Raw genomic sequence first — 22,198 nt, forward strand, 5'->3', positions numbered from 1 at the left:
AGCGCTTTTTTTATATCTGAACTTTTATAGCCGAAAAAATTACTTGCCAGCGCTTTTCTCAGCCCGCTGGCGGCGCAGCTCTTTCGGATCAGCAATCAGAGGCCGATAGATTTCTACCCGATCGCCATCGTGGACACAATCCTGAAGCTTAGCCGGACGGCTATAAATTCCCACTTTGTTCTTCGCCAGATCGATATCATCACGCAGCGCCAGAAGACCGCTCGCAACGATCGCCTGCTCGACCGTCGCGCCCTCTTCCAGCTTAACGCTTTGTAGATACTGTTTTTCCGGCAACGCGTAGGCTACTTCAACAACGATTTTAGCCGCCACTATAGACCTCTTTAGCGCGGGTCGTGAACGCTTGCACCATATTCATGGCCAGTTCTTTGAAGATACGACCAAAGGCCATTTCAATCAGCTTATTGGTGAATTCAAAATCGAGATGAAACTCAATTTTGCACGCTTCCGGGCTTAAGGGAATAAACTTCCAGCCGCCAATCAGCTTTTTGAACGGTCCATCGACCAGGCTCATCAGGATACTCTGGTTACTGGTTAGCGTATTTCGCGTGGTGAAAGTCTTGCTGATACCCGCTTTGGATACATCAACCGCCGCGGTCATTTGCGTCGGCCCGAGCTCCAGAACCCGGCTACCGGTACAGCCTGGCAGAAAATCAGGGTAGGACTTCACATCATTTACGAGTTGGTACATCTGTTCCGCACTGAACGGCACCAGAGCGGTACGGCTAATCTGAGGCATAGCAGGTTCCACATATAAACACGGGGCAAATAATATCATTTATCTGCTGCTAAAAAAAACGCTGTACCGCAAGTCGTGCTAAGATAGCCCATTACGCCTCGCAGGAAAATATTGAGGTACGACTGTTTTAAGACGATGACTTCAGGATACTATGACTAAGAAAAAAGCCCACAAACCTGGATCAGCCACCATTGCGCTGAATAAACGCGCTCGTCATGAATACTTTATTGAAGATGAATACGAGGCTGGTCTTGCCCTACAGGGATGGGAAGTGAAATCTCTCCGTGCAGGTAAAGCCAATATTGGTGATAGCTATGTCATTTTGAAAGATGGCGAAGCCTATCTGTTTGGTGCCAACTTCACGCCAATGGCCGTCGCATCCACCCATTACGTCTGCGATCCGACGCGTACACGTAAGCTTCTGCTAAACCAGCGAGAACTGGACACCCTGTACGGACGCATTAACCGCGAAGGTTACACAGTAGTTGCTCTTTCGCTGTACTGGAAGAATGCCTGGTGCAAAGTGAAAATTGGCGTAGCTAAAGGTAAGAAACAGCACGACAAACGCACTGATATCAAAGACCGCGAATGGGCGGTTGATAAAGCCCGTATTATGAAACACGCAGGTCGTTAATTACCCTTCCCTTGAGGGTCAGTTAGCTGACCCTCGCGCTAGATCATTGTTGATGCTGCTTTTTTGCTCAGACCGGCACCTTAATCCTCAAAACGAGGGCTGGTAAGCACATTCATAAATCTGTTATACTTAACGAACACATTGGGGCTGATTCTGGATTCGACGGGATTTGCGAAACCCAAGGTGCATGCCGAGGGGCGGTTGGCCTCGTAAAAAGCCGCAAAAAAATAGTCGCAAACGACGAAAACTACGCTTTAGCAGCTTAATAACCTGCTCTGAGCCCTCTCTCCCTAGCTTCCGCTCTTAAGACGGGGATCAAAGAGAGGTCAAACCCAAAAGAGATCGCGTGGAGGCCCTGCCTGGGGTTGAAGCGTTAAATCTAATCAGGCTAGTCTGGTAGTGGCGTGTCCGTCCGCAGGTGCCAGGCGAATGTAAAGACTGACTAAGCATGTAGTACCGAGGATGTAGGAATTTCGGACGCGGGTTCAACTCCCGCCAGCTCCACCAAAATTCTCCATCGGTGATTACCAGAGTCATCCGATGAAGTCCTAAGAGCCCGCACGGCGCAAGCCCTGCGGGCTTTTTTGTGCCCTCGATTTGTCCCGCGAAGTCCGAAGAGAACTAATTAAATCCGAACCTTTTAGGCCCATTGATAGGCCCAACGAAAAGCTCTATTGTTTTCGTTGGGCCTAAACGCATGGAGACTCCCCATGGCAAGAAAAACCAAGCCGTTAACCGATACGGAAATCAAAGCCGCCAAACCTAAAGATGCCGATTACCAGCTGTATGATGGTGATGGGCTTACTCTGCTAATCAAGTCCAGCGGTAGTAAGCTCTGGCAGTTCCGTTACTATCGGCCTCTAACCAAGCAGAGAACCAAACAGAGCTTCGGTGCCTACCCTGCCGTCTCGCTTTCTGATGCACGTAAACTCAGAGCCGAATCTAAAGTTTTATTGGCGAAAGACATTGATCCCCAGGAACATCAGAAAGAACAGGTCAGAAATTCACAAGAGGCCAAAACCAACACTTTCTTGTTAGTCGCCGAACGTTGGTGGAATGTGAAGAAAGCCAGCGTAACAGAGGACTATGCCGACGATATCTGGCGCTCACTTGAGAGAGATGTTTTCCCGGCAATCGGTGATATCAGTGTCACTGAGATTAAGGCTCATACTCTGGTTAAAGCAGTTCAACCGGTTCAGGCCAGAGGTGCATTAGAGACTGTTCGCCGCCTTTGTCAGCGTATTAACGAAGTCATGATTTATGCGCAGAACACGGGCCTGATTGATGCGGTTCCCAGCGTAAACATCGGGAAAGCATTCGAGAAACCGCAAAAGAAAAACATGCCAAGCATCCGCCCAGATCAACTTCCACAGCTAATGCAGACTATGCGTACGGCAAGTATCAGCTTGTCCACAAGATGCCTGTTCATGTGGCAACTTCTCACCATCACCCGCCCTGCCGAAGCTGCTGAGGCTCGATGGGATGAAATCGATTTCAATGCCAGCGAATGGAAAATTCCTGCTGCTCGAATGAAAATGAACCGGGACCATACGGTTCCATTATCTGATGGGGCTCTCGCTATTCTGGAAATGATGAAGTCTCTCAGCGGTGGTCGAGAATTTATCTTTCCCAGTCGTATCAAACCAACCCAGCCAATGAACAGCCAAACAGTGAATGCAGCACTCAAGCGTGCTGGCTTAGGAGGCGTACTCGTATCACACGGTTTACGTTCTATCGCTAGTACGGCACTCAATGAGGAAGGATTTCCGCCTGATGTCATTGAAGCAGCACTGGCTCATGTAGACAAAAATGAGGTACGTCGCGCTTATAACCGCAGTGATTACCTTGAGCAACGTCGTCCTATGATGCAATGGTGGGCTGACTTTGTTAAAACTGCAGATAAGGGAAGTATAGTCGAATGTAGTGTCGGAGTATTAAAGCTTGTTGTTTGATTCTACTTAATCCGCGCCTTCAAAGGCGCGGTTCTTATTTTTTACTAAAAAATAACGGGAAGTTCTAATCAGAGTCATTCATCCCGGGTATCTTTTGTTTAACCGTATCTTCAAATGCAGCCTTCACTCTTTCATCATTGCGTTCCCAACGTTTGACGACTGTTGTGATATCCTCTTCATTAAGATCCAAGTTTTTGTTCTGAGATTTCAAATTTTGTACAAAGGCGACTAAATCTGCTTCTATTGCCTTTGCTGCAACCGTTTTATTTTTCCATCCACCATCCGTGGGAACATATTGGTGGAGCAATCTTATCGTCTCTTCTTTTACCGGAAGATATAATTCAGCTTTCGACACCCCCCCCTTTCTAGCTGACTGTTTTTTCTTAGCCATCTTCTCCTTTTCTGATGCCAGTTCCGAAGGTAGCAAAGGGCCATAGCCTGCAATGCCAATACACTCCCCCAAGATTGTACTCGCCCGTAAGAAAGACTTGATCGCAATCGTTTGATTGATATCCCACATATCTCTTCCATAGCGCTGGAATAACCCTGCAGCCATCAGATTCGTTTTGAAAAAGTATTTAAGACTTTGCGAACCCTCGATTACAGACATCACAGTCCACTTAGTTCTGAGATGTTCCCAGCGTTGAATATCATCACGATAATATATTTTCACCTGCAACAACTCAAATTCCTGGCTTTCATTCGTACCATCCAGAAGTGACAGACTCTTAAGGATAGAATGTCTGTAAAGAAAGCCAGAACCTTCAAGGCAGGTCCTTAATCTGTCTCTTTTTCCTTCAAAGTCTGAGCAAAAAACATCCAGCATATTCCATGTCATCCTTTATTAGTCAGTTACACAATATCATCTGTTCTTGATCTTGCCCTGCCATCCCTTGCTCATTTTTACTACTTAGCTGAATGAAACACCAGACGTGAAGACAGGAGGTAACGGTTTGCCATACTTCCCGCTAGTAATCCAGAATCAGCATAAGCATGACTGAATGCTGTGAGTTCCACTAATTACGGTATGGCATACAACGCTCGGAATCCTTCAGATTGTCGCGGGTGTTCTGTCAACACCATTGCTGGCACCCAACATAACTGCATGTGTAACTCGAAAAAACTGCCCTGCAAAAATAAAACAATTAATTTTCAATGATATACGGACCTGTCACTCGTAAAAGAAAGTTTTTTTGGCACCTGTATTTTAGATCATATGCCTTAAAGCTAATCTCACGTCATCCAGAGCACAGCGATTTAAGGTAATCATGTATGAGCAAATCTAATGTTAAAATACTTCGTCTTTCTACAGTAATCGATAAAACGGGCATGTCACGTTCAACAATCTATGACTGGATCAACCCTAAATCACCACGCTATGACCCAACGTTCCCTAAGCAACGTCGTCTAGGACTGCAATCTGTCGGCTGGATAGAGGCTGAAATAGACGAATGGATTTTACAACGGACCCAGGCGATCGAGTAAGAAAGGGGACATTTTCATTGTGCATTGATGCAGGATGATTTTTTACTGATTAATTATCGATCCCTTTACGAACAGGATTAATTAATAGCAATGTCAATTATGAGGAGTAACAAATATTTCCAGTAAAAAATACACATTTACGCACAAAAATGAATCTGAGATGGGAACGCTTGAGCGTTATGCCAAAATGAATAATACATCCCTTTCCTCAGTCATATCGGACTCTGTAGCGTTAACGGTACATATATTTGAACAATGTCTTCGTTATCAATGGTCAATAAAGGAACTAAAAAATGACCTGCTAAAATTCACTATAAAAGAAAGCATTAATCGTGCAAGGGGGGCTCTAGGCATAACACAGGAAGAACACTGTTCATTAATCTGGAAGACGAATATCAGGAGTCCGTTAAAAATCCCCGTTTCGGATTACTTTCAGCTGAACGCCAATGATGAATTCATGGGGAAAGATGAAAAGATAGTTTTACGTGAAAGACTTTCCTCGTTAAGGGAGGATTACGATATGGAAAAAGCAATCTACATTTACAACCAGAGGAAATTTGATGAGACTAAACAAAGTGTCTCAGGAGATTCGAACATTATTCTTATCCATAAAACCTCCTTTGAGGACTATTACTTTGATGTTGGAGAAGTTCGACTCTTTTCCACATCCCAATTGATTATATTTGGAGTAAATGAAGTTCTAAGAAGAAAGGAGGTTGTGATGCCTTATCCGGTTATTTGCTGGATAGATATTTACCATGTGAATGAGATGATAATTATGCTGCCAGTGATCCACAAAAAAGATGCTTCCAGCTGTATCAGAGCTCCGGATGACATAATTATCAACCCATACTCACAGGAGAACAAAAATTAACGATTAGTTTAGAAGAGAAAACAATTCTGGGACGTTTAATACACTTTTAAGAGGTAATGAAAATGGTAAACATTATCGATTATCGTGGTTGCTTTTTGTACATAAATCAAAATTCAGGTATCAAAAAATAATTTCTGACACCGGAGTGCATCAGATGCGTTCATTTTTTTACACCATGTGCAGTGGTGGACAGCAAGAGAGCATAGAAGATCATCACTCGCTTACAGAGATATGCCAGAAGTTTAATATTCCACCTGAACATGTTGTGATCGAGCAGGTAGATATTAAAGAGGTTGTTTCAAAGCAACGTTTTCTCAGGCAATTGATTCATCATGAAATGAACCGACAGGACACGCTTGTCATTCCTGATTTAAGCTGTCTTGGCAGAACAGTGGAGGACTTACAGGAAATTTTATTTTTTTGCCTTCAAAAAGACATTTTTATCTACAGCTACCATCCTGCCTCAAGGATAGAACCTTCTGCAGAAAGTTGCGTGTCTTTTTTGATTGCTCGTCAAGATATGATTGACATCCACAATCTGAAATCAACCAAAAGTAGATATCGGTATATTAAAAAAAAATTAGGACGAAAGGAGGGAAGCAAATACCGAAAAGACATCACAACACTCAGGGCCGCCAGATACACTCAAGCAGAGACAGCGAAGAAATTGGGTATCAGTCTATCGACCGTTAAACGACACTGGAATAATGGAATTATCGGTTAATTCCAGCAGCTAATTGCAGAGTAACTTTTTAACAGCCATCACAGGCTGGGGCTACCTTCGTCTCAAATTCAGATGTTGGATAGGTATTATAATGGCCTTATGTACCCTTACTACCTGTATTAATCAGTAAGAGTAGCAATTGGATCAGTATGTCTGTACTAAGATCTGATACCAGTATATACCCCTAACTTTGAATGAGTATATCCCTGCCTGTGTGGCAATAACCAATGCGGTCTGGCAAAGACCGTATGATTAAACGCATAGGAATACAAAGATGAAAATGTATAAAGGCTTACATGGGGATCACGTTCTGGAGTATTGGGTCAAGATTAACCAATTACTTTGTTGCTTGACTGGTCGTTACCCCAGACTAACAGCAGTACGAGTGGATCTCCACTATCCGAAGATAGTCGATAACGGTGACAATATCTGCTGCTTCCCAAATCTGGAACCAGGGGTGATATCCCGAATGCGTGAGTCCCTTAAAGCTAAGCTGGAAGCTGACCGTATCCGTAAGAAGCGTGAAGGTAAGCGTATTTACCGCTGCCCTTTATTTATTATGTGGGCTAAAGAGTATTCCGAATCGGGTAAATGCCACTACCACATTTGCCTTCTGTTCAACAAAGACGCTTACTACCACCTCGGGGACTATGAATGTGAAGACAACCTGAGAGGGATGATTACCGCTGCATGGTATAGTGCCTTAGGATTACAACGGGATGATTGCCCTGACTTGGTAACATTCCCCGATAACTGTCGGTACGTACTGAATAATGAAGACCCTGACTTTGAGGATCATTGCCAGGCATTGCTAACCCGGTTGGACTACCTGACCAAAGTCGAATCTAAAGTGTTTGGTGAAGGGGATCGTAACTTCGGCTGTAGCCAAATCGATTTGTAACTTGCCAGTGGCCTTCTCTGCGCGAGGAGGCCTTTGAGTCAGGGGTAAGTGAGATGCCCCATAATCGCGTAGATTACATTTATCCATATAGCTATTATCTTTATGATTTTATAGACTATCTCGTTAATAATCCTCTTGTCAGGAAATTGAGCGATGCCCCGATTCATCAACAAAATTTTATGGTCAGGCCATGAGCGATAAATCAGTCACGGACGACAATCGTTCAACCGAACCGTACGAAACAGAATTTAGTTTCTATGAGTTTTTTGCAGGCGGCGGCATGGCACGGGCAGGTCTAGGAAAGCAGTGGCGATGTCTCTTCGCCAATGACATGGATCCAATAAAAGCATCGACCTACATCAACAACTGGGGCGACGAACATTTCGACATACGCGATGTACGCGAAATCCCCTCTAATGACCTGCCGCGCCATGCTGATTTAACCTGGGCCTCATTCCCCTGTCAGGATTTATCACTGGCTGGTAATGGCCTGGGGATCGGCGACAGAGATTCCAGCGCCGACGAGTTTACGCGTTCCGGCGCTGTGTGGCCGTTTCTCGATTTGATAAGCAATCTCAGTCAAGAAAACCGAAAGCCGCCAATTCTTGTTCTGGAAAATGTACTTGGATTGCTAACGCTGGATCAAGGCCGGCATTTCGCCGCGATATGCCATCAGCTAAGTAAAACTGGTTACCGTTATGGCGCAATAATCGTTGATGCAAAACACTTTCTTCCGCAATCCAGACCCCGCGTATTTATTGTGGCGGTTAGTCATCATATATCTATTCCCGCATATCTGGTTTCAGAAGAACCTCTTCCTGAATGGCATTCGTCGTCCCTTCTTCGTGCCTGTGATGCACTGTCAGAAGAAGTTCATGACGACTGGGTCTGGTGGTCACCCGGTATTTTACCCGAAGCCAAAATGAAGGAGCTGACTGAGATAATAGATTGTGAAGACACAAATGCGCTATGGCACTGTGCTGATGAAACCCAACGGCTTATCCGTATGATGGCACCAGCGAATCTGGCGCGTTTGGCGAAGGCGCAGGAATCAGGTGAAACAATGATAGGCAGCCTTTATTTACGCATGCGCAAAGAAAAAGGTGTCAATCAGCAACGGGCAGAAATTACATTCTCGACGGTTCTTGGTTGCCTGAGAACCCCTAAAGGCGGAGCTTCTCGTCCTCGTATTATTGTTGTTAACGGCAACCAGGTGAAAACACGTTTGTTGTCGGCCAAAGAAGCGGCGGCGTTAATGGGGCTGCCGGATGATTTTATTCTCCCGGCAGCGTATCAATCAGCATTTAAAGTTATCGGTGACGGGCTTGCTGTTCCCGCAGTCCGTTTTCTGGCTGAACGCATACTGGAGCCGCTGGCGATAGCTGTCCGAAATGATGAGCGCCGGAGGGAGGACAAACACAAATGAAGTGGACGCCGCCTGTTACGCCCGATGGCTGGGAAAGTAAGCTGATCGATTATTTTCTCCGGTTCGGTACCGACGGCGACGCGCAGGATATTCGCTGGTTTGAAGTTACGCCGTCGACGCTTGCAGCAGCATTCGCCGACAGCGGCGTCGGCGCGGATGAAATAGAAAAAGCTTTTCAGGCATGTATGTCGAGGATACCGGATCTGCCGCTGCGCCTTGAAAGTGGAATGATGGAAAGATCCAATGACAAGTCTCCCGGATATTTTACTTATCTTGTCATGACGCTACTCATCAGCAGTCAATTCGACGCTCAAGAAGAAAGTAATGATTTCCGCCTGAAGTTACAGAACTGGTTGCAAACCGGGCATAGCTACCAGAATTTGGCAGGCGTAAACGCTATGTGGGAAGCGCTAGCTGGATGGCTTGAACAACGGATTCAGAAAGAGGAGCCTTACCGTCGTCTGATTCTTCCTGAAATACCACCCAGTTGGAGTCACATCGGCTACACCCTACGGCTGGCTTTTCCCGGAAAAACAGACTTGCGCTTGATGACCCGAGTTCTTATGAACCACCCGCAAGCTGTATCCAGCCCCCGACTGTTAATCGACTATTTCCAATTCGCGATTCAAAAAGAAAACGCATCTTACGCAATGAGTCAGGCGTTTAACGAGTTTAAAAGCGCCTGGTTTGCTGGACGTAGAACGCTCGCCGATATGCCTTTCTGGCGCCTGCGTCAGCGAGCTATGGCGCAGTTCCCCGATGTTGAAATGCGTAAAGCGATTATTGATATGCGGGTCGATTTCGACGATTCGCGGTGTTATTTCAGCTCCTCTGATGAGAACAACGATAGTGTTTTCGCTCCTTCGTTATCCGAAGCGCTAATTTCTGCATCTGCTGGACACAGTGAAAACCTGGGAAAAGCCGTGCAGATCGGCTTAATCTTTTTTCATCAAGTCGGCCATGGACGCTGGAGAGCAATCGCAGTTCCCGATAAATGTTCTTCACAATTTTACATCGCATTATCCTGTAAGCACTCCACGCGTATAAGCAAATACCTTAACGATGCAGTTATAGAAGGTGACTGGATTTTGACCAAACGCCCTCAGAGCCGTCATCTAGCAATGGATATACTCCGTGTGATGAAAGCGTCGTCAGATTCGCCGGATGAACAGATTACCCGTCCTCTGATTTACGACGGAATAAGAGTACCGGGGGGATGGCTGGGGTTGCCTGCATTTCTGCCATTCATCAAATCAGACGCGCGAAATTATAGAGTTTATGCTTTGGGGAAAAATTGCGCAAAAATCGATATCAAGAAGATAGATGGGCAATTAATATCATCCATGCCACTCAACGGCGAGTTTATTATTGAGCCTGAGTTGGAAGCAGACAAGAAAATGCCACTATGGCGGCGGCGAGTGCGTTTTTTTGATCGCGCTGTTCCACATCCAGCGCTAGGGGAAAGCGCAAAATATCATCTCGAACGTCTTACTGAATGGAAGATTTCGCAACTGAAAACCCCAATATTCCGCGCCGAAGCGCCCTTGTTAATGGAAGATGGCGATGTGCGTTGTGAACATCTTCTGGAGGCTATTTACGCAGCCGGTGCCAGCGGCTGGGAAGAAGTTGAACTGGTCTCACTTCTCCAGCGCGTTGCTGACGGTATCAGCATATGGCATCTGCTTCGCTGTTTGCATGATGCAGGTCTGATTGAGCCGCGCTTACGCCAGTCCTGGAAAGGTCGGGTATGGACGCTAGTTAAACCCTCGCTGTTTCATATTCGCTATGGAAAAAGCAGTCTGGTCATTGTAGAAGGTGCCGTCTGCACCAGGCTTATAGATGATTTTCAAAAAGCGGTCTCAGAACTGGGCGGAAAATATTTCCGTCGCGGCGGCGTAAGTGTCTGGTCTCCTCCTGTATTCGGCGCGGAGATTGATGATCCTGTCACGTTATCCCGGATTATGGAATGGCCACTTGTCGAGGCACCGTTGAAGTCAGATATGATGCCTCTCGCATTTATGTCAACGCTCCGCACCGCCGAACTTCACGTTCAGGCGGCAACCTGGGACTGGAATTCCGGGCGTTTCCTGTCGCATGTGGATTCAGATGGCGAAACGACGCTTTTAACGCGCCATGTTCATCCGGGTGGACGCGATCATGATGTGTATCGTGTTGTTACCCACCGAAAAACGGAGTTTTTTTTATCCCGAACCGCCGCAATTATTGCCGCGAACGTGGATGCTCGCCGCCCTACATTCAGGAAAATCGCTGATAACCGCTTTATTTGCATTACCAACGACTGCGGCTTGCCTGACGCACTGGCGACAGGATTACGGCGCAACCTGCTCAGAAACGGCGGCCCGACGGAAGCCGGATATGCTTACCCTCTCGACGACATATCTTTCCGTTGGCTAAACCAACTGCTTCCTGGATGCTTCTATTCGCTCTCGTCGGATGACGATAATAGCGCCAGCCAGTTGGTTTCCGCAGCTCGCCATTCTGGCGGAAAAATGCGTCTGCAATGGCGAAACGGGCTTCTAACGTTATGGACTGGGAAATAAGGAAAAGAATAATGAAAGATATCCCTTGGTATATTGGTCAGTATGACCGCAGAAATTACCAGTCTTACTTCAAAGTTGTCGCGCAGGAAACCCAAAATGGCTGGAATGTGATCGACAATCCTAAGAAGAAATTTCCTCGTACAGGGGAAGTCGAGTTTAACGGAACTGACATTTTACAATTTCGCCCGCAAGAATGGGCTGCTTTTCAGGTGGGTCTAGGTCCTCGAAACAAGACTCAGGCGAAACACACCCGTCGTATTTATCCTTATTATGATTTATCTTCCGGGCAGTCGCTGCTGGAGGCGCGTCGTCGATTAAGTTTCGATGGCATAACGGCAGACGGCGAACCGGGACTATGGGCTATACGTTTCGGGCCTGACGGACTTATTCTGGCGAATCTGGCTGAGTCAAAATCAGGTTGTCTGATGCTGTCCAGAAACCAGAGCGTGCATGAATATGCTTTCAACGAAAACGGTGTAATTAGTGTATCCGACACATCTGAAAGCGGAAAAGCATTTTATATGCCCGATACTGATGCTTCACCCGCTAGAGTCCATGACTGGACGCCGGATAAGCAGTACATCGAAAACGTCATTCAACTTCTTTCCTGTGCGGGTTCGACAACGGACCTCGCTTCATGGCTTCGGGTGCATTCGGACGAGAAAAGCGGAAAATTAAACTCCGGCGTCAATGATCTTCTGGCTACCGCTCAATCACTCCGCTCAGGCGAACTGGCAAAGAAATTGGAAGACGAAGATTGCCTGGCCCGTCAGCTAACTGAATCACTACTCAGTGACGGCAGAATCGCTGACTTGCTCGAACGTCAGATACAAAGTATCGCTGAAGAAGAGCAAGCGACGTTGCGCGCTGAGCAAAAAAAAGCGCTCGAAGACGAATTTTCCGCCGAACGCCAGCAACGTCGAGATGTTCTTGATGCGGAAATGGCTACTTTCCTGGCAACCCAAAAGAATGAAATCGAACATCAAATCGCCCAATTACGACAAAGCGATGAAGAAAAATTACAGGCTGATTTTACAGAGAAACAAGCAAAATTCGAGCTGACGCTAAAACATGAGAAATCGCGCCTCGAAAGGGAAATTGATCGTCTGAAAGACGCCATCACGGATTTATGCGCTCAGAACGAACATCAACGTCAGACGCTGGCTTCTCTGACCAGTGAGCGTGAAGCGTTAGTGGCTTCTCTTGCAGACGTCAAAGAACATTCTGCTCAGGCGCAAGCCGAACTCGGGCATATGAATGCTGCTATTGCTGAAAAAGCTCGCCGGATGGCGTATTCAGCTATTCCTGAGGTACGCCTCCCGCCAGAAGCGAAAATCGTGTCCTGCAATGAGTTCGGTGCTTGCGTCAGAGGGAACAAATTGCTAACGCCTGACGGAAAGAGATTGATGGTGCAGTTTCTGGCGTTGATGCTGGCTGGAGAATGTCCATTGTTATCTGGCTCTGAAACGCAGGATTTCCTTGCTATTGCCGAATCACTGATTTCTTCGGGCCGCTCCATCCGACAGATCGCCGATCCAACGATGATTTCCTGTGAAGATCTTTGGGTTCGTGCGGGAAATAATATGGCAACGCCGCTTTATCAGGGATTATTGTTGAGCGAGGCTTCCCGCCCCCGAACGATCCTCGCCATTATTGAACGTGTCGAATGTTCCGCTGCGCGCTTCTGGTTGCCAGCGCTGAAAGACCGATTGCACAGCGGCGATTTGCCCCGACGCTTTCTGATTTGCGGTACCATTGAAAACGAAGATTGTGAAGAAGCGGAGAAAATAAAGGAACAGCATCTTCACCTGCGGATGGAAAACGTCGTCATTCGAAATGCGATTGCGCTGTCCCCTTTACATCTTTCTTTAGAAAATCATAGCGAGCTGGATCCCGGCCCGGCATCGCAAGGTTCGCTCCCGGAAAAACTCACTATCGCTGATGAAATGTCAGCTGGACGTCTGGATCTGGCAAATACCCTACGGGCGATGAAAACGGCGCATGAAGTCGCGCCGCTTGATGATGAACACAAAGCGATACATCAGAAGCATTTAGTCGATTTATACGCCGATTTACAGAATAACGAGCTGTACGCCCAATAAATTACAGGAGAAGGAAATCATGTTAGATCCGATTGGCGGTTTTCGCCGCATTCAGGACTTCTTCATTTCATATATAGAAACCAGCTTTCGAATTGCCGATCCTTCAGTCGCGGACTCAAGACGCAATCTTTTGAATAGCAGCGGGGAATTTGCCGCGGAGCCCTACATTGAACCTGTTTTACGGTATGAGTCTTCGGATAAAACGCTTGAAGCTTTGGCCGAGATGGACTGCGGGCCGCTGAATAGCTTGTCTCCCAAAGGCCGTAAAGCGTTCGTCGAACTAGCGTTATCCGGTCTGTTCGATTCTAAACCTGGCGACGAAGTCTGGCCGCGTCGTTCGGTCCATGCGCCGTATAGCCATCAGACTCAAATGCTGGAGCGCGGTATTCGCCCCGGCTGCCCCGGCATTGTGACATCGGGAACAGGTTCGGGAAAAACGGAAAGTTTTATGTTGCCGATACTGGCTGCATTATCGAATGAGGCTGTCAACTGGGCCGCGCCTTGCGATGGCTATCTGCAAAATCGGTGGTGGAGTGGCGAAAAAACAAACTGGGTTTCTCGTCGCGAAGGAGAAAGACGCCCTGCAGCGGTCAGGGCGATGGTGCTTTACCCGATGAACGCTCTGGTTGAAGATCAAATGGCGCGTTTGCGTAAAACACTAGATTCCGACGATGCGCGAGAGGTCATGGAGCAGCGTTTCGCCGGAAACAAGATCTTCTTCGGGCAATATACCAGCGCCACACCGATTACTGGTTACTCCAGCCATCCTCGTCTTTCCGGCATCAGTTCGGAAAAAAGTCGCCGGGCCCGTAATCTTGAAAAATTACGTAAGGCGTTGAAGCGAATTGATGGCGATCAGCAGGCTGCGCGCGCATTCGACGAAAAAGAAAACGTTTCGGAAAAGACCCGATATATATTTCCTTCGACAGACGGCGGGGAAATGATGTCTCGCTGGGATATGCAGGCTGCCCCGCCTGACGTTCTCGTCACTAACGCCTCAATGCTAGGGGCAATGCTTTCGCGCGAAGTCGAAGACGGTATTTTTGATGCTACGCGCGAATGGTTGCTGAATAACAACGATGCGTATTTCTATCTGGTATTCGACGAGCTGCATTTAATGCGCGGTTCCGCTGGAACCGAAACCGCAATGTTGATTAAGTCGCTGATTATCAGACTTGGGCTTGACGATCCGAAACATCGCTACAAACTACGTTTGCTGGCGTCTTCGGCATCGCTGCCGATGGATGGCGCTGATGGAGAACAATCACGGAAATACCTTCGGGATCTCTTTGCGCCCTTTGGCACTTGCCGCGATTCTCTGGATCCCGGTAGCGATAAGACTGATTTCTGGCGTAACTGCGTCATTCAGGGAAAACCTTATATACCGTTGAAGCCAGAAGGAAAAATCGCCGTGCGGCCTTTTGCCGCATTAATGCGGGTTGCGCTTGAGAATCAGGGAAATGTCATTCGCAATCTGAACATGACGGACGCGCTGAGTCAGGCTTTGTCTGATGTCTTCCTGGCTCTGGGCGTAAAAGCGCAAAATGATATGCAAGGCATTAAACAAGCGGCGGAAAAAGCGGCTGCGCTATTGACCAACGCTTGTATAGAAGAAGGCGGCGAGTTGCCACGAGCAATGCCTCCTAGACTTATCATAGATAAGATTTTTCTGAAGGAAGGCTCGGATAAACCAGATGAATTGGAATTAGCATTACGTGGGTTAATGCTGGTGCGCGCGCTGCCGGAATCCGGGGTGGATTGCGAGAAGCCAGCCAACGTGACTCCTGCTTTTCGCGTGCATACATTCGTCAGAAATATTGAGGGTTTCTTCGCCTCCGTATCACCGGGAGAGCAAAAGGCGAAATTCGCCGATTTTTGTCTGGAACGCGGCCTGTCGCATGCTCAAGCAGCTCAGGGAGAGAAACGAGGTCGCCGTTTATTTGAGATGTTGTACTGCGAGGCTTGCGGCGAGTTACTGATCGGCGGTCAAAAGGGACAGAATGGCGGTAGCACCATCGAATTATTACCTTCGGCGGCCAATCTGGAAAATCTTCCCGAACGCCCCGGCGCTGAATATTACGATGATATGACTCTGGATGAGTTTGCGGTTTTCTGGCCTGTAAATATAGTCGATAAGAGTCCGGCAGGCTGCGAAAAGGGTTGGGATGTCTGGGATAAGGCGACGCTTAATCCTGTTACAGGTATTGTGACGGTCGGGCAGGAAATATCGCCAACAGATACTGACGCGGTTAGCGGGTATCTTTATTTCCAGAAAACAATTCCGGCTAAAAAAGGCGAGCCGACAAAGAAACCATCCGCGCAGCCTTTCTGCTGCCCGAACTGCGGCATCGACTATTCCAGTCGACCTGCCAGTAATCGTTCCAGAACACCCATTCGCGCATTTCGTACCGGTGTGACAAAATCATCACAACTGGTAGCGACGGAGCTATTTGAATTACTGCATGCGATTGGGGCGGAAGCGAAGAGTATTGTTTTCTCAGACAGCAGGCAGGACGCGGCGTCAATGGCGCTGGAAATTGAACGGCTGCACTTGCGCGATCTGCGTAGGGAAATATTGGTCGCTGCAGCAAGAGCGATTATCAGAGATGCTGAAAAAGAATACATTCCAGAAGAGGAACTTAATGAAAAAATAGCCAAAGCCAGAAAGGCTGAGGACGATGATGAGTTCGGAAGACTATATGTGCTAAAAAAAAGCCAAGAAAGTATTGCTACTCTCTGTAGATTCAGACGAGTAAAAATTGATAGCTTACTGGAATCTGAAGGCGACTTCATCGGAAAAATATCCTCGGAATTAACAGGGTTAGGAATATCGCCTTACAAATATCGTACTAGCGCTGATGACGATGACAAAACCGTGTGGCACGACAATTTTGTAAAAGATGGAGATGTCGTCAAATATCACGAAAAACTTTCCTTGTCTGACCGAATGACAATCAAAAAGAAGATATTCGAAAATCAATCTGAATTAATCGATGACGTTATTTTCGCCAATACTTTTTTCGCGCTTGAAGAAACAGGACTGGCATATCCATGTATCTCAGATAAAGATGACATGCCGGAAATTGATGCCTGGCTAAGGGTTTTTTCCGGTGCCTATCGTGTTAAAGAGAATAAATATTTCGATGCAAGCCGTACTCGTGATTGGTATGTTGGGAAAGATGTTGAAAAAGAGAAAATTAAGCGAGTCGCCAGAGTCTTATTCGGTGATAACAACTATCAAGATGGTTTGACGCGTATCTTAAAGCAGTTTACTGATTTGAAACATCCAGCAGGATTAATTAGTATCGGCAAGTTGTTTCTTAAGGTCGCTAAACCTGGCGATAATTACTGGCAATGCGGTAACTGTGGGCGAATTCACTTACATTTAGGGTTCAAACATTGTACCCGTTGTATAAATCCACTCAACATTGAACCCAGCGGATTTGTCGAAGAGCTATGGGAAGAAAATTTTCTTGGTAAACGCATTGTACGCGGCGAGCGAGACGGAGTTAAACGTTTCCGGCTGAACGTCGAAGAATTGACGGGGCAGACGGATGATTTCTCCGATCGTCTGCGTAAGTTCAAGGGTATTTTCGTCGATAAGATGAGTGAACTTGAAAAGCTAGATGCGGAAATAGATATGCTTGCTGTTACCACGACAATGGAAGTTGGAATTGATATCGGTTCACTTCAGTCTGTTTATCAGGCCAACATGCCGCCTCAGCGATTTAACTACCAGCAGCGCGTCGGTCGAGCTGGGCGACGAGGCCAAGCTTTTTCTTTCGTTATCACATTTTGTCGCGGACGTACTCATGATGCCTACTATTTCGCCCATCCTCATGCGATCACCGGTGATCCGCCGCCGCCGCCTTTTCTGGCGGTAGATCACGACGCCATTCCATTAAGACTCATGCGGAAAGTATGGCTTAGAGCTGCATTTAATCTTTTACGCGAAGAGGATCATAAAAACGGAACAACATTCCCTGGAGATAAACTCGTTCCGCCTGATATTCATGGCGAATATGTTTCTACGCATGATTACTATCATCGCGATGAAACGAACTGGGCTGAACGATTGCTGGGAGCGTTGAAAGCAACTCAGAATATACATGATCGCTTTATTGAAGCTGCAACGTTCGATTCAGAGCAAAGACAACGTCTTGACTCCGCATTAAATGCGGAAAAAATAATTGATGAAATCGCTGAACTGAACGCTTACGCCCCTGAAGAAGATATGGGGCTTGCACGTTTCCTGGCTGAGCACGGCAAACTGCCGATGTATGGAATGCCGACTCGGGTGCGCAACCTGTATTTGGGATTGCGTAAAACAAAAGGTCTAAACGCTCAAGAAGAATACGAATGGTCGACAATGGATCGCGATCTTGATCTCGCAGTTTTCGAGTATGCTCCCGGCTCGGTATTAATTAAGGATAAGAAAAAGCATGAGGTAATAGGCTTTACAGGCAATTACCAGGAACCACAGATCCAGAACAACCGAATATCGGATCTCTCGACGGTAGGTTCATGGCAGGAGTCATGCAGCCATGTAGCAATTTGCCCGTCATGTGGCTCCGCCAAACTGGAGCTACATAAACCTGACAGCGACATTAATTGCGAAGATTGCCGCACGCCTATCAGCCCTGACGAATTCAGGCTTTATATCACACCAGCCGCTTTTCGCACGGATTTCAAACCCAAAGACGATATGGATAGTTTTATCCGCATGTCATTGAAAACCACAGCGACAGTGTTGCATGAGGGCGTTCCAACAAAATGCGATTCTTTCACTGTGCAACGTGGCGAAGTGACCATTCTACGCCTCAACGATGGCCCCATTAATGGAGAAAAGGAAGGCGAACGATTTACTGTTGACCTAGTGTACGATAAAAAAGCGCCGGTGCCCTTTTCTACTTATTGCCCGTCAATTAAAGATGATCAAGCTATCGATTCAGACTGGCTGGAATCGCACAATAGCCCACGCTGGGAGTGTCGCGGCAAGAAAAGCGATTTTGGGCTTGTATCGAGCAAAGAGACCGAATCGCTCCATCTTGAACTAACGAAATTCGATACTCGCCTTAATCTGAATATGGTCGCCAGATACGGCGAGTACATGAATTTGCCTACGCGCGCGGCGGCTATCAGCGCAACCCAAATATTGACGCATAAGGCAGCGCTCTATCTGGATGTTTCGCCAGATGAATTCGAAATGCTTGAACCCCGACTACATCTTGGTAAACCCATATTGCAAATCGCCGACGCGTTAATCAACGGTTCAGGATTATGCAGACGGCTTGCCGAACCAGCAACTGCTGACGGCTTACCTTTGATAGTCAAATTATTACATGAGATTCTCGAAGAGAATAACGACTGGCCGATGGTTGATTTTCTAAAAAAAGATCACCCGACTCAATGCAAAACCGCGTGTTACAAGTGCATACAGCGCTATGGCAACCGTCGGTATCACGGCTTGTTGGACTGGCGTTTAGGTATGGCCTATTTACGGGCGATGGTTATGCCCGAATTCGCATGCGGCCTGAACGCCGCCGACTGGAATCAGCCGGAAATGAAAGGCTGGCGAGAAAGAGCGTTTGAGTTAGCGGAAGACGTCGAGGCGCTACGGCCAGGAACAATCAAATTGTCAAAAGAGCATTCATTACCTGTTCTTATCGAAATACAGGATGGAAAAGAGCTTTGGCGAGCAGCCGTAACGCATCCATTATGGCAATGGAGAGACGCCGAACGTGATTCCCTTATTGACTGTTTTGGATTGGCTGGCGGAGAGTCGCCGCTACGATTCATTGATACGTTTGAACTGGAAAGACGACCATTGCGTGCGCTTGCGAATCTTAAACGGAGCTAAAATATCGCAGTAGCGTTTCTGGTTGATGTTTTTAACCAAAGGCGTTTTCAATATGGAAGCGCTTTTATTCTACGGCATAACATAGCGAGGTTTTACGATGGATACAGTTACCCCCGCTAAACGAAGCTATGTTATGTCCAGAGTTAAAGGGAGAGATACCAGTCCCGAACGAATCGTTAGACGCCTTGTCTATCATGCTGGATTTCGTTATCGTTTATACGATCCGCGATTGCCGGGCAAGCCAGATTTAGTGTTTTGGGGAAAACGTAAAGTTATCTTCGTGCATGGTTGCTTTTGGCATGGTCATGAGGGATGTCGGCGACATCGTATGCCAAAGTCAAATCAGGAATATTGGTTTGCTAAGTTGGAAAAAAACAAAGTCAGAGATTCTCTACATTTATCAAAGCTACACGAAATGGGCTGGCGGGCGTTGGTAGTGTGGGAGTGCGAACTTAAAGAGACCGATATCCTTCTGGAAAGATTGAAAACGTTTTTAAAAGAATAATGGACAGGAATTGGGAATGACGCTGCTTTAAACGCTCTTTCATGGGTTAAAAATGGTGGTCAGCCTAGTGGTCTTGACTACATCATTTTTTTATCTTGTAAATTAACCAGTTACTGGCGAAGGCGAGCCCAATCGGAGGAGATAAAATTCTTGAAAAGCCCACCTCAGCCTCTAAGGCTGGCTTTTTACAATCGGTTGTTTCTGAAGGTAGTTAAGAGCAAAGAACGAAAGTTCGCAGTTTTTCTCAAATAATAAGCATTACTAACATTCTCGTGTTTTAATCAACGGGTAGCAGGTCAGCTCGATTTTTAATAAAACGTTGCTTATTTATATAGATAGGTAGTATTTTTGTAGAAAATCCGCACAAAAGATCAATGTAATGCATGTTTTTGATAAAAATGGCACTCAACTGAGCGCAGAGTGCTCAGTTGATGAAGAAGATGGGGTTTATGGTCTAATCCTTGAGTCCTGGGGGCCAGCACACAGGAACAAAGACTACAATATTGCCCTTGATTGTATCATTGAGCGACTGATCGATTGCGATGTAAATAATGTCGTTGTATATCTTGCCTCATTGACAGCCAGAAAGTATATGCCGTCCATAGCTGAAAGAAAAATCCATCCTAGTGAATACTTTCCTCTAGTGGGTAATAGCCCTCGAGATATTCGCCAAAAAATGTGCAGTTATCAGGCTCATTTCAGTAGTACAGGTAGAAAAGAAGTTCCTTCTGGTAACAGGACCAAACGAATAATGATAAGTGTTCCTAAAGTCGACAATGGCAAATTTTGGGAACCTATAATACATGGAGAATCATCAGATCTCTTGCTACCTACAGATGATGAGAGCGTTCTGAATACAAGAGTTAGCAGATTACTAAAAAAACCTTTGAGCGAGCCCAAAGGATATAAAGTACCAAGCGCGGTAGAGCAACTTCAAAAGGTCTATGTTAGAGATCCTGCGGTGAAAGCTTGGATCTTGCAGCAAAGTAAGGGTGTATGTGAAAACTGTGGTGAAAAGGCACCGTTTTATTTAAATGATGGCAGCCCATACCTAGAAGTACATCACGTGATACCTCTCTCTTCATCTGGTGCTGATACAACAAGCAACTGCATTGCACTTTGCCCCAATTGCCATAGGGCCTTGCACTATAGTCAAAATGCGAAAGAACTAATCGAGATGCTTTACATTAACATAGATAGATTGCAGAAGTGACGGTGCTCTTTTCTAAGTGGCTTGCAGACGGGCGACGTCCGCTTCTTTAAGGATAGCGTTGCATCGACCCGTTGAACTCACAGCACTAAGCAGACCATCAGAACCGATCACCAAACTGCCAAATTAAGCGCGACCTTGTTGGATTCTAACTCGCACCCCAAATATTTTCAGACAGATATTATCTCCGTGAATACCCCCGCATCCTTACCGGATTGCGGGAATTTTTGTTTTCACGCTGAGATCTCTGTATGAATAAAACTGAAGGCTTCCGGGCCATTGAGAAACCACTGGTTTCCCTGCCCCATACTCTCCGTAACCACATTCTTGAACGACTTCGCAGCCTGACACAATACGAGCCGGTGATCGGCATTATGGGTAAAAGTGGTGCCGGTAAATCGTCACTTTGTAATGCCCTGTTCCACGGCGAAGTCACACCGGTCAGTGATGTGGAGGCTTGCACTCGCGACGTATTGCGCTTCCGGCTTCGCAATGGCAATCACAGTCTAATGATTGTTGATTTACCGGGAGTGGGTGAAAGCGAGCAACGCGACGAGGAATACACCGCCTTGTATCGCCGCATCCTGCCAGAACTGGATATGGTGCTGTGGGCTATCAAAGCCGATGATCGCGCCATGTCGGTGGATGAGCATTTTTATCGGAGGGTTATGTTGGCGTACCAGCATCGGGTTTTATTTGTGGTGAATCAGGCCGACAAAATCGAACCCTGCCACGAGTGGAAAACTGCCGATAACCAGCCCTCTCCGGCGCAGCTGTTGACGATTAAGGCGAAACAGCATGCGATGCAGCAATTGTTTCTGCCGCAGCATCCAGTCTGCATGGTGTCGGCCCGTACCGGATGGGGACTGAATACGATGGTGGAAACCATGATGCGCTGCCTGCCTGACCGCGCCACCAGCCCATTGACGACACAACTGCATGGAAGGCTCTGCACCGAGCCGGTAAAAAAGCAGGCACGTGAGCGATTTGGTAATGCAGTGGATGAAATGATTGGCACTGCGGAGTCATCATCTTTTCTGCCTGCGCCTGTAAGGGCTGTGATTCGAACCGTACGGGAAGCTGTGGTGACTGTTGCCCGTGCCGTCTGGGACTGGATTTTCTTATGACAAACCGCTCATGGCGGACACTCCCTGTCCTTGCCTTGCTCAATTAATGAACTACTAATCCATCAATCAGGCGCAACGGC

At 46.8% G+C, this 22,198-nt stretch carries 15 protein-coding genes, 1 other RNA gene and 1 pseudogene; 14 read left to right on the forward strand and 3 right to left on the reverse strand.

Features of this window, described 5'->3' with window-relative positions; all coding sequences use genetic code 11:
- Positions 1 to 39 precede the first annotated feature (39 nt).
- Together GJ746_RS19025 and GJ746_RS19030 are read right to left on the reverse strand one after the other, a co-directional pair.
- Positions 40 to 330 (reverse strand): RnfH family protein, encoded by a 291-nt coding sequence (locus tag GJ746_RS19025; protein WP_154681593.1) that lies wholly within the window; start codon positions 328 to 330, stop codon positions 40 to 42.
- Positions 320 to 757 carry a type II toxin-antitoxin system RatA family toxin gene (locus tag GJ746_RS19030; protein ID WP_195908756.1) on the reverse strand — a complete coding sequence of 146 codons (438 nt, stop codon included), beginning with the start codon at positions 755 to 757 and terminating at the stop codon, positions 320 to 322. Before GJ746_RS19030 ends, GJ746_RS19025 begins: the two co-directional genes overlap by 11 nt.
- A gap of 151 nt (positions 758 to 908) precedes the next feature.
- Here GJ746_RS19030 and smpB point away from each other — a divergent pair, with 151 nt between their 5' ends.
- The 3 genes from smpB (at position 909) to GJ746_RS19045 (ending at position 3,343) form a co-directional block, all read left to right on the forward strand.
- Positions 909 to 1,391, forward strand: coding sequence for an SsrA-binding protein SmpB (gene smpB / locus GJ746_RS19035; RefSeq protein ID WP_004104655.1), 483 nt, complete (start codon positions 909 to 911; stop codon positions 1,389 to 1,391).
- Positions 1,392 to 1,534: 143 nt separating this feature from the next.
- Positions 1,535 to 1,898: a transfer-messenger RNA gene (ssrA, locus tag GJ746_RS19040) on the forward strand.
- Positions 1,899 to 2,101: 203 nt separating this feature from the next.
- Positions 2,102 to 3,343, forward strand: coding sequence for an integrase (locus GJ746_RS19045; RefSeq protein WP_154681595.1), 1,242 nt, complete (start codon positions 2,102 to 2,104; stop codon positions 3,341 to 3,343).
- A 64-nt stretch (positions 3,344 to 3,407) separates the two neighbouring features.
- Here the strand turns inward: GJ746_RS19045 and GJ746_RS19050 are convergent, their stop codons facing one another.
- On the reverse strand, positions 3,408 to 4,169 hold the full coding sequence (locus GJ746_RS19050; protein WP_154681596.1) for a hypothetical protein: 762 nt from the start codon (positions 4,167 to 4,169) through the stop codon (positions 3,408 to 3,410).
- Between the two features lie 446 nt (positions 4,170 to 4,615).
- Between GJ746_RS19050 and GJ746_RS19055 the strand changes: the two genes are divergently transcribed.
- From GJ746_RS19055 to GJ746_RS19105, 11 genes and pseudogenes are all read left to right on the forward strand, one after another.
- Positions 4,616 to 4,828, forward strand: a complete 213-nt coding sequence (locus GJ746_RS19055; protein ID WP_154681597.1) for a helix-turn-helix transcriptional regulator — start codon at positions 4,616 to 4,618, stop codon at positions 4,826 to 4,828.
- A gap of 160 nt (positions 4,829 to 4,988) precedes the next feature.
- The gene (locus GJ746_RS19060; protein ID WP_227852694.1) at positions 4,989 to 5,702 is read left to right on the forward strand and encodes a hypothetical protein; all 714 of its coding nucleotides are present in this window, start codon (positions 4,989 to 4,991) and stop codon (positions 5,700 to 5,702) included.
- 112 nt (positions 5,703 to 5,814) lie between these two features.
- Positions 5,815 to 6,426: pseudogene (locus GJ746_RS19065) on the forward strand (recombinase family protein); the annotation flags it as partial.
- 274 nt (positions 6,427 to 6,700) lie between these two features.
- Complete coding sequence (locus GJ746_RS19070; RefSeq protein ID WP_154681598.1) at positions 6,701 to 7,327, forward strand: inovirus Gp2 family protein; 627 nt, start codon at positions 6,701 to 6,703, stop codon at positions 7,325 to 7,327.
- Positions 7,328 to 7,517: 190 nt separating this feature from the next.
- Positions 7,518 to 8,753 carry a DNA cytosine methyltransferase gene (locus GJ746_RS19075; protein WP_154681599.1) on the forward strand — a complete coding sequence of 412 codons (1,236 nt, stop codon included), beginning with the start codon at positions 7,518 to 7,520 and terminating at the stop codon, positions 8,751 to 8,753.
- A complete protein-coding gene (locus tag GJ746_RS19080) occupies positions 8,750 to 11,314 on the forward strand; it encodes a hypothetical protein (protein ID WP_154681600.1) in 2,565 nt (854 codons plus the stop codon). The genes GJ746_RS19075 and GJ746_RS19080 overlap by 4 nt, the downstream gene beginning before the upstream one ends.
- 11 nt (positions 11,315 to 11,325) lie before the next feature.
- On the forward strand, positions 11,326 to 13,416 hold the full coding sequence (locus tag GJ746_RS19085; RefSeq protein ID WP_154681601.1) for a hypothetical protein: 2,091 nt from the start codon (positions 11,326 to 11,328) through the stop codon (positions 13,414 to 13,416).
- A gap of 19 nt (positions 13,417 to 13,435) precedes the next feature.
- Positions 13,436 to 19,276 (forward strand): DEAD/DEAH box helicase, encoded by a 5,841-nt coding sequence (locus tag GJ746_RS19090; protein ID WP_154681602.1) that lies wholly within the window; start codon positions 13,436 to 13,438, stop codon positions 19,274 to 19,276.
- A 97-nt stretch (positions 19,277 to 19,373) separates the two neighbouring features.
- Positions 19,374 to 19,781, forward strand: coding sequence for a very short patch repair endonuclease (locus tag GJ746_RS19095; protein ID WP_154681603.1), 408 nt, complete (start codon positions 19,374 to 19,376; stop codon positions 19,779 to 19,781).
- A 379-nt stretch (positions 19,782 to 20,160) separates the two neighbouring features.
- Positions 20,161 to 20,994: an HNH endonuclease signature motif containing protein gene (locus GJ746_RS19100; RefSeq protein ID WP_154681604.1), complete on the forward strand. Its 834-nt coding sequence runs from the start codon at positions 20,161 to 20,163 to the stop codon at positions 20,992 to 20,994.
- A gap of 248 nt (positions 20,995 to 21,242) precedes the next feature.
- On the forward strand, positions 21,243 to 22,118 hold the full coding sequence (locus GJ746_RS19105; protein ID WP_154681605.1) for a GTPase family protein: 876 nt from the start codon (positions 21,243 to 21,245) through the stop codon (positions 22,116 to 22,118).
- The last annotated feature ends 80 nt before the right edge of the window (positions 22,119 to 22,198 follow it).

It is taken from the genome of Klebsiella oxytoca, assembly GCF_009707385.1.
Taxonomy (GTDB): Bacteria; Pseudomonadota; Gammaproteobacteria; order Enterobacterales; family Enterobacteriaceae; genus Klebsiella; species Klebsiella oxytoca_C.